This window comes from Adhaeribacter pallidiroseus (assembly GCF_003340495.1).
Lineage (GTDB): Bacteria > Bacteroidota > Bacteroidia > Cytophagales > Hymenobacteraceae > Adhaeribacter > Adhaeribacter pallidiroseus.
This window is the reverse complement of sequence record NZ_QASA01000002.1, coordinates 48,612-60,804: the sequence shown is the minus strand read 5'-3', so window position 1 is coordinate 60,804 and position 12,193 is coordinate 48,612. Positions and strand designations below refer to the sequence as shown.

General features: G+C 44.0%; 13 protein-coding genes. 7 read left to right on the top strand and 6 right to left on the bottom strand.

What is annotated here, in order from left to right; translation table 11 throughout:
• Positions 1 to 25 precede the first annotated feature (25 nt).
• The 3 genes from AHMF7616_RS25450 to AHMF7616_RS25440 all read left to right on the top strand — a co-directional run bounded on the left by AHMF7616_RS25450 (position 26) and on the right by AHMF7616_RS25440 (position 5,243).
• Complete coding sequence (locus tag AHMF7616_RS25450; RefSeq protein ID WP_115375823.1) at positions 26 to 997, top strand: PorP/SprF family type IX secretion system membrane protein; 972 nt, start codon at positions 26 to 28, stop codon at positions 995 to 997.
• Positions 998 to 1,472: 475 nt separating this feature from the next.
• Complete coding sequence (locus AHMF7616_RS25445; protein WP_115375822.1) at positions 1,473 to 4,436, top strand: PAS domain-containing sensor histidine kinase; 2,964 nt, start codon at positions 1,473 to 1,475, stop codon at positions 4,434 to 4,436.
• A gap of 375 nt (positions 4,437 to 4,811) precedes the next feature.
• Positions 4,812 to 5,243 (top strand): hypothetical protein, encoded by a 432-nt coding sequence (locus tag AHMF7616_RS25440; RefSeq protein WP_115375821.1) that lies wholly within the window; start codon positions 4,812 to 4,814, stop codon positions 5,241 to 5,243.
• Between the two features lie 100 nt (positions 5,244 to 5,343).
• Here the strand turns inward: AHMF7616_RS25440 and AHMF7616_RS25435 are convergent, their stop codons facing one another.
• Positions 5,344 to 5,541: a hypothetical protein gene (locus tag AHMF7616_RS25435; RefSeq protein WP_115375820.1), complete on the bottom strand. Its 198-nt coding sequence runs from the start codon at positions 5,539 to 5,541 to the stop codon at positions 5,344 to 5,346.
• Between the two features lie 412 nt (positions 5,542 to 5,953).
• Between AHMF7616_RS25435 and AHMF7616_RS25430 the strand changes: the two genes are divergently transcribed.
• The 3 genes from AHMF7616_RS25430 (at position 5,954) to AHMF7616_RS25420 (ending at position 6,963) form a co-directional block, all read left to right on the top strand.
• Positions 5,954 to 6,157: a hypothetical protein gene (locus tag AHMF7616_RS25430; protein WP_115375819.1), complete on the top strand. Its 204-nt coding sequence runs from the start codon at positions 5,954 to 5,956 to the stop codon at positions 6,155 to 6,157.
• Between the two features lie 30 nt (positions 6,158 to 6,187).
• Positions 6,188 to 6,406: a hypothetical protein gene (locus AHMF7616_RS25425; protein WP_115375818.1), complete on the top strand. Its 219-nt coding sequence runs from the start codon at positions 6,188 to 6,190 to the stop codon at positions 6,404 to 6,406.
• A gap of 311 nt (positions 6,407 to 6,717) precedes the next feature.
• Positions 6,718 to 6,963: a hypothetical protein gene (locus AHMF7616_RS25420; protein WP_115375817.1), complete on the top strand. Its 246-nt coding sequence runs from the start codon at positions 6,718 to 6,720 to the stop codon at positions 6,961 to 6,963.
• Between the two features lie 89 nt (positions 6,964 to 7,052).
• Here the strand turns inward: AHMF7616_RS25420 and AHMF7616_RS25415 are convergent, their stop codons facing one another.
• The 5 genes from AHMF7616_RS25415 to AHMF7616_RS25395 form a co-directional block, all read right to left on the bottom strand.
• Complete coding sequence (locus AHMF7616_RS25415) at positions 7,053 to 7,484, bottom strand: YybH family protein (RefSeq protein ID WP_115375816.1); 432 nt, start codon at positions 7,482 to 7,484, stop codon at positions 7,053 to 7,055.
• 29 nt (positions 7,485 to 7,513) lie between these two features.
• Positions 7,514 to 8,278: a class I SAM-dependent methyltransferase gene (locus AHMF7616_RS25410; protein ID WP_115375815.1), complete on the bottom strand. Its 765-nt coding sequence runs from the start codon at positions 8,276 to 8,278 to the stop codon at positions 7,514 to 7,516.
• 64 nt (positions 8,279 to 8,342) lie between these two features.
• On the bottom strand, positions 8,343 to 9,254 hold the full coding sequence (locus AHMF7616_RS25405; RefSeq protein ID WP_147275795.1) for a hypothetical protein: 912 nt from the start codon (positions 9,252 to 9,254) through the stop codon (positions 8,343 to 8,345).
• A gap of 401 nt (positions 9,255 to 9,655) precedes the next feature.
• Positions 9,656 to 10,366, bottom strand: a complete 711-nt coding sequence (locus AHMF7616_RS25400) for a 3-keto-disaccharide hydrolase (protein ID WP_115375813.1) — start codon at positions 10,364 to 10,366, stop codon at positions 9,656 to 9,658.
• 199 nt (positions 10,367 to 10,565) lie between these two features.
• Positions 10,566 to 11,015: a nuclear transport factor 2 family protein gene (locus AHMF7616_RS25395; protein WP_115375812.1), complete on the bottom strand. Its 450-nt coding sequence runs from the start codon at positions 11,013 to 11,015 to the stop codon at positions 10,566 to 10,568.
• Between the two features lie 311 nt (positions 11,016 to 11,326).
• Here AHMF7616_RS25395 and AHMF7616_RS25390 point away from each other — a divergent pair, with 311 nt between their 5' ends.
• On the top strand, positions 11,327 to 12,193 hold the full coding sequence (locus AHMF7616_RS25390) for a sce7726 family protein (RefSeq protein WP_115375811.1): 867 nt from the start codon (positions 11,327 to 11,329) through the stop codon (positions 12,191 to 12,193).

Genomic DNA, 12,193 nt, shown 5'->3' with positions numbered 1-12,193 from the left:
AAGCAACTTAGCAAGGATTTTAAAGATGAAAAAATTTATCGTATTATCAATATTGGTTCTATCGGTATTGGGCGTAAAAGCTCAAAGCCGCAAGCACCTGGCCAGTTTTTCTCAGTTTGGGCAGTATTTTAACCCATCTATGACCGGTATGGAAGGTTCGCAGTTAAAAGCTTTATACCGGGACCAATGGACCGGCTTTCAGGATGCCCCAAAAACGCTGTTTATATCAGGCGAATTTGATTTAGTTGGCTTAAAACAATCCAGCAGTCAATCGGAAACGGGAACCTTGGGCGCTAAAAATGCTTTTGGCTTATCGTTGTTGCACGATTCGTTTGGACCTTACCGCGAGAATCAGTTGTTCTTAAGTTATAGTTCGCAGGTACGCTTATCGGAGAAGTTAAGCTTGCGGGCTGGTGCGGCGGCAACTTACAACAACATCTATCTAGATTATATGGACCTAACGCTTGATCAAAGTAATGATCCAGAATTCCAAGAATTGATGAACAGCGATAATAACAAGATTAATAAAGTAGATATAAATGTGGGCTTAACGCTAGTAGCAGAAAACTACTATGTGGGTTATGCTTTGCAGGATGCGGCGGAAGGAAAACTGACAGCCAAAGGCGATTACCTGAACAATGCTTTTTCGCGGCAGCACGTGGTACAAGCCGGTTTCCGGAAAGGATTGTCGGAGCAATTTGGTCTGGTGGTAAACGGCCTTTATCGCTACGACGCTAAACTAAAAGAAACTCTGGAAGGGCAGGTAAAAGGTGTTTTTAATAATACTTTTTGGGCTGGCGCAGGTTATCGCAAAGATTTAGCTTATACCTTAACGGCTGGCGTTCGGTTAAACCAAGTTAAGCTTGGGTATAATTACGAATCCGTAACAGGTGATGCGAAACAAATGCGAAATGGAAACAGCAATGAGCTGGTACTTACCTACAACCTGGTACCCCTAAACTATAATGGATCAGGTAAAAAAGTTGCCATTTGGTAGTTGACTTACTGGCTGTTTTAAAAAGGCTTACTCGTATGAGTAAGCCTTTTGTTTTTAAAGGCTATTTTACATAATGTCTACTTATAGGACCCAGTTAGTCGAGTAAGAGTAGCAGCCATATAGTTCGAAACTTTTGTTTAAATTTTCCTTCACAAGATAACTGCTTGGTGTAAATAACCGCATATATCTGAGTTAGCCATCCGGTCCTTTGCCCTATATACCTGGAATATGCCGATAAAAGGAGCGTCTTTTTTACGGGTATATGTGGCTTGTATTAGTAATTAAGGCGAACGTTATTTTTCTAGGGTGTTTGCAACTAGGGTGTTTGCAACTTTTATCCGTATGAGAAGCTATCACAATATTTCAGATAAGGAAATATACCCGCTGATTCTTTATAATAGAGGGTTTTCCTATCTTACCAAAAAGTTAATCATTCTTAGCTTGTTACTTAAATTAAGGACGGAGATTACCCGGCATGACGAACCAAACTGACGATGTATACCGATTGGTAGTCGAAAATCCGCCCGCGGCTATTAGCCGTTGGGACCGGAATCTCCAATTACTTTTTGCCAACCCGGCCTTTGTGGGTAAGACCGGGTTCGATCTGGGCCAGTTGGGGGGTAAAACCATCCGGGAAATGGAGCAGCCCGATGCCATTACGGCTCCCTGGATGGAGAAGCTGCAACAGGTATGGGATACGGGGCAACCGGCGGAGCATCACCATTTGTTTCCTACCCCCACCGAGCAAGTATTCTGGCACATCTACTTTTTGCCCGAACTCGGACCTGATGGTCAAGTGGCGAGTGTGCTGGCCATTGGCTGGGACCTGACCGACCTCAAAAAAGCCGAGTGGAACCTGCCTGATGCCAACCAACAGGCTACCGAAAGATACCGGGCGTTGTTTAACTCCCTGGATGCCGGCTTTTGCATCATCGAAGTACTCTTTGATGCCAGCGGTCAGGCGTTTGATTACCGTTTCCTGGAAACCAATTATTCTTTTGAAAAACAAACGGGCTTAGCGCAGGCGGTGGGCAAAACGATGAAGGAGATGGCACCCGCCCACGAGCAGCATTGGTTTGATCTTTATGGGAATATTGCAAGAACCGGGGAACCGGCCCGGTTTGAAAATGCGGCCCGCGCCCTGGGGCACTATTACGAGGGGTATGCCTTTCGCATAGATGCCCCGGCAGAACAGCACGTGGCCATTCTGTTTAACGATGTTACGGAACGCAAGCGAACGGAAGAAGCGTTGCGGGTAGCCGATGCCCGCTTTCGCCTGTTTGTCACGGCTACTTCCGAGATCGTCTACCGCATGAGTCCGGATTGGCAACAGATGTACTCTCTGGAAGGCAAGCAGTTTTTGGCGGACACCCGGGACCCGAGTTTGACCTGGCTGGCAGAATACATTCCGAACAGCGATATGGCTCTCGTACAAGCAGCTATTACCGCCGCTATCCAGAGTAAATCCACGTTCGAGCTGGAACATCACGTGATTCGCGTGGACGGCAGTTTGGGTTGGGTGTTTTCGCGGGCCGTGCCGTTTTTAAACGAACACGGCGACATTATAGAGTGGTTTGGCACTGCCAGCGACATCACCGAGCGCAAACGGGCGGAAGAAGCCTTGCAAATTACCAAAGACCGGCTGCAAGCCCTGATTGAAAATTTACCGGGAGGAGCGGTGTTCGTAGTTAACCGCGAAATGCGTTACCTGGTTGCCGCCGGCGAGGCCCTAATCACAGCCGGCTTTACCCCGCAGGATTTAGTGGGACACACCGTTGCTGAGGCCATGCCCCCCGAAATGGCGACCGTCTACGAGCAAAAATACCAGCAGGCACTGGCCGGTAAGCCGTTTGAACACGAACATATGGCGCACGGGCGGGTATTCATATCACGCGGGGTACCGCTCTCAGACTCAACGGGGGTAAATTCCTCCGTAATTACTATTTCCTATGATATTACGGAGCGAAAACAAGCCGAAGAAAAACTTAAACAGTTTAGTGAGTTGTTGGAGCAACAGGTGGTCGAACGTACGCAAGCTTTAAGTGAAAGTCGGGACCTGCTGCAATCTGTTTTCGATACTACCCTACTCAGTTTTTCGGTTCTCAAGGCCGTACGGGATGAAAAGGGAGCCCTGACTGATTTTAAGATCGTGCTGGTAAACAAAGAACTAGCGCGGGAAACCGGACGGCCAGACCTAGTGGGTAAGCTGTATTCCGTAGAATTTCCGGGCATTAAACCAGCCGGCTTATATGATCTGATGCTTCGGGTGGTAGAAACGGGCGAGCCGGACCAGGTAGAATATTATTACCCCCACGAAGGGTTTAACAAGTGGTACGCGGCCATGTTCGTGAAAATGGACGATGGACTGGTGGCCAGTAACCTGGATATTACGGAACGGAAGCTGGCGGAAGCCGAACTTACCCGCAATTTGACCATTCTCAAACAAGCCGAAGAAGTAGCTGGCATGGGCAGTTGGGAATATGATTATATCACCGGGCAGTTCTACTGGTCGGAAGGCATGTACCATTTGTTTGGCTTACCAGTAGACCGGGAGAAGAGTCCGGAAATTTACCTGGAGTACGTGCTAGCGGAAGATCGTGCCATCGCCGAGAAGCTGGTTGATACCATCAAAAATCACCCGCAAGCGCTGGAAGAAACCCTGCGTATCCGGGTAAAGGAGCAGGTAATTACCTTACAGGTAAAAACGATTGTGTTGCGGGATGATTTAGAACGCCCCTACAAAATGATGGGGGTAGACTTAGATGTATCTCAGTTAAAGAATCTGGAACAAGAGAATCTAGTGATGCGTTTAGAACAGCAGAAAGCCTTGTTGTTAGCTATTATGGACGTGCAGCAAGAAGAAAGAAAAAGAATCTCGGAGGCCCTGCACAACGGAGTAGGTCAGATCTTGTACGCGACTAAATTAAACCTGGACCAGATAGCCGAACAAGTATCCAAAGAGATGATCGCGCCCACGGCAAAACTCTTATCGGCCGCTATTCAGGAAACCCGGCGGGTGTCGCACGAACTAGTACCGATGGTGCTGCAAGATTTTGGTCTGACCCGGGCCATGGAGGAGTTATGCCGGAACTATATACCCAGTACGCTGACGGTGAACTGTGAAGTAGATCTGGAAGAGCGCTTAGCGTCTTACCTGGAACTAGCCATTTACCGCATAGCCCAAGAACTACTAACGAATGTGGCCAAGCACGCCCAAGCGACGGAAGTGGATTTGCTGCTCATGCAGGAAGACGGACAGATTACTTTGAAGGTGCGGGATAATGGCCAAGGTCTTAGCTCGGAAAATGGTAAAAAGAAAGGTCTGGGTTTGCGTACTATTGCCGACCGGGTCAAACTACTTAATGGTACCTTTATCCTGACCGCATCCCCTTCCGGCAAGGGTATCTTAGTGGTAATTCAGCTGCCCGTTCCTGCTTAAAACAGCTTAATGAGTTAGAGTAGTAGACAGGAATAAAAAATAGGAAGGAAGAGAAGCTCCTACCACTTTGGCGAAAGCCGCTCTACCATCCTAACTCCGAAAAAAACTATAAGCCATTATATTACGCGAAAAGCGATTTGCTAGTTTAAAGAAGAAGAGCTATTTAGAGGCATAATCTTATAAAGGCACCAGGAAAAATATAAAGACAGATTCGATTTGTTGTGTTTGGCATAATAAAAAGGAAGTGTTTGTATTATTTTAATGCTAATCCTCGTTTTTTGGTGTTATAGGAGCGGCTAAATCCGATTTATTAGGCTTCTTGTTTGTATTTACTATCTTACCGTAACTAGCTAACTGACAGGAGATTTTACCAGTATGGTTTATACCGCTACTACCCGTCAGGTCTATGAAGATGAAGCCCTCATTATTTATGTAGACCTTCCTTTATCCTTACTGCGCCTAGTCTGGCAACAACAACCCACTAGTACGCAGTACCGGCAAGGTTACCGGCAGGGTATTATGCTGGCGCTGGAACATAAAACCAGGTTCTGGTTAACCGATTCTCGGCAGGTCCTGTATTTGCACCAGGCGGATCAGCATTGGATGTATGCCAAAATGCGTCCCTTGCTCAAAGGTGGCAAACTGCAGCGGATGGCCATCGTCTTACAACCCGAGACCTTGATCATGACCGATCAACAGCCGCTGCGGGAAAAGGGCATAAATCCTTTCCAAGAAAAAAGGCTTTTTCCCCTGGAGTTCTTTTTGGATGTAGGTTCGGCTTTCGTTTGGCTCCAAGAGGAAAAATAAGAGCCGGTTCTCTTTCGTGCTCTAACCTTATAGTAGCGTACAATGGCTAATAGCGGCTAGCTTTTCTGGGTGAAAAGGGATAAGAACAAGGGGTTTAATCTTAGCTCGTTTTCCTCTTTTCCAATTGCGTTAGATGATCGAGTAGTTTGCTTTTTAAGTGGAAGAGATGGATTACCTCCGAGATATCGCCATCTTGATCCAAGTGCAAGTCAATGTAAAACAAGGCTTCATCCACTTCCCCTAAGGTTAATTGATCCACCTCTATGCTTTCTACAATATAATCGATTAACCCCGTCATAGCTTATTAATTTTCAAGTAAATGTAAATGAACAAGTTAGCTCCTGGTAGTAGTATAAACCCGGAATTGCGAGTGTATAAAGTGGTATATTTTTCCTTCTTAAGTTAAATTTATTATTTATTTGTTTATACAAGTCTAAATTAGTAAATTACTCTAAATAAAAGGAGGTTAAACATCTGTATCGGATAATTCCTTAAACGAATAAATAGTACAGGTAGTTAGAACAGCCCAACGCGGAACTTTGACTATAAGATGCATAATGGCTAGCGGTTTTTTCCAGACGCGTATTATTACGAACTAAAGCAGGTAAACACTTAAAAATCAGTGATTAGTACGGAAAATAGAACTTGGAAAGAACCAGTTGCTTTTCTTTTTTGTAACTTCTTTATCGCACTAAAACCACCACTGGTCCATGGGTTTGTTAGATAAAGGAATTCTTTCGAGTATTTTGTTTTACTATCAGCATGAGCCCGAGCTAAAGCAAGCGTGTGTGGGCCGGTACTTGCTTTTTCGGGAAGAAGTCCTGCTGGGTAATTTTGCTAGCTGCTCGGATGCTTACCGACATGGCTACCAGGTACTACAACATCCGCATTTTTTTGTTAAATACTGCCAGTAGCATTATTCGGTACTTCTAGCCTCATAAGTGATGCAATTTAAAATAGATTTTGACCAGTATGTTCCGGTCCAACATGAGCCCACCCAGGGGTACTTGGCTTTTCGGGTGGCGGAGAATAAAGATTTTGATACGGCGGCTGATACCGATCTTTATAAATGTTATCCCGTCATGGCCAACGGTAAAATGAACCCCCAGAAATCATTTCTCGTGCCCAAAGCCGAGCTTCAGATGATTTTACTTTTACTCTAGTACCTTCCTTCTACCCATTCCACTAAACGAATCTTAAAAGGTAGAAGCTAGTTAAGGAAGGAATAATCGGTCAAGTACGAAAATAGGTTGGTCAACGTTTTTTAGGATGGGTCAATTGATCAAACGTCTCGCGAAACGACAGAATTTTGGGATAAAGAAAAGCCTAGTAGCTACTAACCTTTTTTACAGGATATCCATCTCAAAAGCGCATCTCATTTATTAAGTTAAATTTATAATCTATGAGATGCGTTTGCTGTCCCTGTTTTCTAGTCTTCTAGCCATATATTTGGTTCTGGATAAACTCTACCTCAATGGCCAAAGAAGCAAACATTAACGAGATCGTACAAACCCTGCAGGAAGCGCAGCAAAACAAAGAACTTTTAGAAGCCCTAACCACTAGTCTGGAGCGTTACGTGGCTGGTCAAAAAAGCGGTTTAGCCGAACTAAAAAATTTGGTAAATCAAGCTCGTTCCGGTCAACTGAAGATTAAAAAAAGAGGCGGGTACCGCGGCCGGAGAAAAAAAGAAGATACTGCAGCCAACGACCAGGTGCAATAACGAACGCTTGCCTCTAGCATCACCCCAGAATTTAGAAGCATTCTGGGGTTACTGCTGAGTAATGGCCTACTTCGAGGCCGAGGAACCATTTACTTCATACGTTCCGGTTTTAAGCCCAGAGAGGCTTGACCATCCTGAGGGTTGAAAGGCACGGAGCTATGGGCGTGGGTTATTTGCCATTTACCATTCATCTTCCGGTAACAAGTTGTTTCTCGCCACCACATATTTAGTTGATTGCCGTTCGTATTGACCGCATCAATATGATTAAAGCTAATAACGAACGCAATATCGTCGGCCGCTTGGATCTGGCTATTTTGGATTTCAAAATTCTTGATCTCGGCCAAAGAAGCCAACCATTCTTGTAAACGGCTTTTAACCGCTTCTATTCCTTGCCTTTCTAAAGGATCCACGATATCAAACAAGATCACCTCTGGACTGTAATCTCGGGTAGCTTGATTCACATCTTTGTTTTTAACGCCTTGGACCCGGTTATCGATAATCGCTTGGATTTCGTGACGCATTTTTGATTAAAATTTAGGAGAAAGTACTTTTATTTTTCGGCAATCACCAACATTTCAAAATTCTGCGTAGTTAAACGATCTTGGCGAGAAAAGGCGCCTAATTTAGCGGCAAAAATTTCGATACTCCGATAGCCTAAGGATTTTAGCAGCCAGGTTATCTCACTGGGTACGTAGTAGCGTTCATTGACCTCTAGCACTTTCTTTTGGCCTAAATCATCTTCTACTTCCGTAATGCTCTGCTCCCGGAAGGTCATCAGGTCAAAAGTATTATCCCGGTAAGTAGCGTTGCCTTCGGCCGGGTTAGCTAAGAATTCTTCAATCGAATGAAATAAAGGAAATAAACCGTTAAGCGTGGTAAAGATGAACTTTCCCGGGCTTTTGAGTGCGGTGGTGACATTCTGTAGAATAGCAAAGTTCATCTCGTCAGTTTCCATCAACGGAAATCCGCCCTCGCAGAGCATGATCGTTGCTTCAAATTCTTGCTTAAAAGTTAAATGACGGGCATCCTGCCGTAAGAAATCAACTTGCACCTGATTATCCTCTGCTTTTTGGCGGGCTTTGGTGAGCAAAGATTCGGATAGATCAATTCCGGTAACGGAATACCCTCGCTTAGCTAGTTCGATAGCATGGCGACCCGTACCACAGCCAACGTCTAAGATGCGCAAGCTTTTATTAAACTGCAGTTCCTGCTCTAGGAAGTCACATTCTCCCAGCGTTCCTTGCGTAAATCCTTCTTGATCGTACTTTTGACCATAATTCTCAAACAACTCTTCGTACCACTGTTTTTTACTCATTTTGTTTGCCTTTAGGATAAAGGATGTTGCTAGTTCTTTGCAACTCATTTGTAATACTTAAATCTTAAACGGACGGCTGGGGTATCTCATTGGTAGCAGCTTGGGAAAAAAGTTGCTGTGCGTGTTTTATTTCAATTTTATATTCTGGTGCCAGTACCCGCAAGTGGCGTCCCTCTTCTCCCGGACTATAATCCCAGAGACCGCTGTTGTGCCAATGATCATCATTTTCCCAATCCGAACGATCCAGGATAGGATACAGGCAAACGCCTAACAAGGGAATTTTCCGGCTAAGCACTTGTTGTACTTCGCGGGTAATCATGCGCATCCAGGCCGGCCGGTTGCCGCCGTAGTGGCTGGTCTCGCTGATGATAATCGGTCGTTGGTAACGTAGGTAGATCTGCTGGATCAACCGATGTAGCGGCACCCAATCGGGATCCGAGATTTCTTCCTGCCAGGGAACGTAAGCCCCACGACAAAACCATTGGTTATCATGATAGAAGTTGCAACCAATAATATCCAAGTATTTGACGTTACCCCCCATTTCCGGATGCCGAAGTCCCGCCATGATATCGTAGGCTTCAAATTGGGTGGCGTGATCCGCATAAGCGGTTTCTCTTAGATCAGGACGATCTGGTGGAACCGCCACGTGAATGAGGGGCTCGACGTGCACGAAACGAGCTTCGGGACTAATTTTCCAGATAGCATCCATGCAGGCCAAAGCTGCGCGCACTAATTGCAACTTCATTTCGTAACCCCGGCTTTTAGCATAGGGATGAACAGTGCCCACTTCGCCGCCGACCCAACAGAAGTAAGAGATTTCATTAACGGGCGTGAACAAAGGCAAACCGTCACTGTAGGGGTTTAGAAAAGTAGCCACCGCTTGGCTGAAAGCGGAGAAGCGGGTGACGAAAGCGGGGCTAAAAATATCTAGGTCATCGGGCCATCCGTAGTGCCACAAGGTCCAGATCACTTGCACGCCTTGTTTCTGGGCAGCGGCCGCCATCGGTTCTAGAGAGGAAAAGTCGTACACACCCGGCTCTTTTTCAATTAACGGCCAGCGCACGCCATCTCGCACCGTGTGGATGCCTTGACTTTTTACCAAAGCATAGTCCTGCTGCACCTGCAGATCGTGCTGGGTCTGCCGAATCATATCTAACCGCCGGCCTTGCCCATTCACGTGACAAGCGCCTTCAAATCCGCCCATTAGGAAGGATTGGAAAAGTGGTTCCTTAATAGTCTTCATTTTTACTTTAAAAAATAGAACCAAGTCTGCTTCACAGAACTAGTGGAAAGTAGCTAAGATCTGGATTGTTGTAGGGGTAAAGGGCAGACGAATCTGATCTGTTTTACTAGCAGGAACAACTGCGCTGGAATGGATTATAATTCTTTGATTTTGATGTGCCGGTAAGTGACTTTGCCGGCATTCTGCAAACCAATATGCCCGGATTTAGCTACCCCGTATTGCGGCACCTGCGCCCATTTGTCGGCCGCTTTGCGGGCCTGCCAATCTTTGCTACCAATCTCATACGCCACTACCTTCTTGCCGTTTAACCAATGCTCCACGTAGGGGTAGTTCACGAGGATGCGGGTGGTGTTCCATTCTCCCACCGGTTTCACTTCCGCTCCCTCGGGCGCGTACATAGCGTAACTGCCGCCGGTATACTGATTAGGCTGCATTTTCTTCGGCCAGCCTTTATCATCCAAGATCTGATACTCCGGCGCGAGATCATAGATGGGCTGGTCACTGCCTTTGGGAACATAAAAAAAGATGCCGGAGCTGTTAGCCGGCGCAATTTTCCATTCTAAAGATAATTCAAAGTTGTCATAGGCTTGTTTGGTGATCAAATCTTGGTTGGCGTCCCAGCCGGCACCGGAACCATGCAATTCACCGTTAATGAGCTCCCAACCTTTTATTTCGCCTTGGTTATACATTTCCCAGTGCTCCAGGTTATTGCCTTCAGCAAGTAACACCCAGTCCGCTGCTGGCTGCTCTTGGGCTTGCTTTTCCGGCTTGCTGGTGGTCTTGCCGGAACAGGAATACAACAGAAAGGCTCCTACGAGGAAAAATAAAGTTTTAGGATGAATCATGGTTAGATCGTTTGCTTGACAACCTCTAAGATAAGGAATAAATCTCTGACCATAGGACAATCCTTCCTGCCAGGAGAGATAGAGCTGTTAAAACAGGTGTTCTTTCCAATTACGAAGCAGTGTCAGGAAGAAGAGGAAACCCACCATTGTTTTTAGGTAGTTTTGGCCCCTGGATCTATAACCGGGCTAAAGCAAGAAGTTATATCTGCGAACAAACATTATTAGCATGCCGAACCTGTAATTTCCATTTTGTATCCTTCCTCATCCAAATATTAGTATATCTTCGATTTAATTGCTTTCCGGCATTGGGAGCTCCTGTCGCGGGAATCACTTCTTCTCTGCCCATTACCACCACCATGTCGGGAAAGAAGAGAAACTTTTCCGGCACTCTTTTAAAAGAAGTATACCGGATGACTCCTTTTTGAATTAATTGCAGCAGTTCTTTCTTTTCATTGACAATTCGGTTCGTGGGATGATTAACCGTCACCTCCTCCGCCATTAACTGATTAAGTGCTACTGCATCCCCTTTCAAGATAGCGGCCGCATGAGCCAGATCCAGTTTTTCGATTTCCTGCTGCAAAGCCGTGTTTTCTTGAGCGAAACCCAGAGTAGAGAATAGAAGAGTAGCTAATAATAATAGATATTTCATAATTCAAGTGTTTAGTTTTCAACAGCTTAAATTATAGAATTCACTAACTAAATAAAAGTTTTAAAGAATGCCATCTATATGAAATAAAAGAAGATCTGCCAAAGAAAAATTTGTCCTGATAACTACTATTATGTTAAATAGGAACTTAAATTTTATAAAAGTAATTTGTTTAGAATTATTTTTAGGTATCTAAGCAGTAGTTAAGAGCCTAATATTTAAATATTGGAATGATTAATTTTCTAACTCTGTTATATTACTGTTAATATTTACGTAAATTAGGAAAACGGAAGATTTTATTACCTTTGCCCAAAATGTATGTCATACAGAAGAGCACAGGCTGCTTAAGAAGTTTATCTCAAATTTTTACACCTTCTATCTTCAATAAAATTGTAAGGGAGAAGGATCATAAATTTATTCGTTACAGTATTAAAAAGCACATCAATGCTGATTTTTCTGAATCGTATAATTATATCCTTCAATTCTTATATAAAGAATTACATGATACATACCGCTGCGAATACTTTTATAAAAATGCTCTTCTTAATAATCAACTGTTAGGCAAATACAGTCTAAATACCACTTCTGTATTAAATGAATTTAAGATTGGCGGCTCCATTGCTGACTTTGTCTTATTGAATGGTGAGGCTCGTGTATTTGAAATTAAAACAGATTTAGATAGTCTAGCAAAATTAGAAAAACAAGTATTTGATTATACCCAATTCGCCGATAAAGTATATATAGTTTCCTGCTCAAAACATACAGATAAGCTTTTAGATAAGTATAATAGTACAGCCATTGGTATTATTGAATTCACACATAATCAAAATTTAAATACACTTAAGGAGGCAGAGGTAAATAGGGAAAATTTTGATCATGCTATTATTTTTAAAACTCTTCGCAAAGCAGAATACCTAGAAATCATAAAAGATTATTTTGGTGAAGTTCCGGAGGTCCCAAGTACTAAGATATTTAGAGAGTGTTTTTCTTTGGCAAAAGAGATAAATGTTGTAGATTTTCAAGAAATGGCATTCAATCAATTAAAAGGCAGAAAAATTAGGTGCCCTGAATTGCTAATGTCAGACCATACTCCTTATGAACTAAAGCATATCTGTTACACAATGGACTTTTCAGAAAAGGAATATTCAGACCTATACAACTTCTTAAATGAAATAATCTAG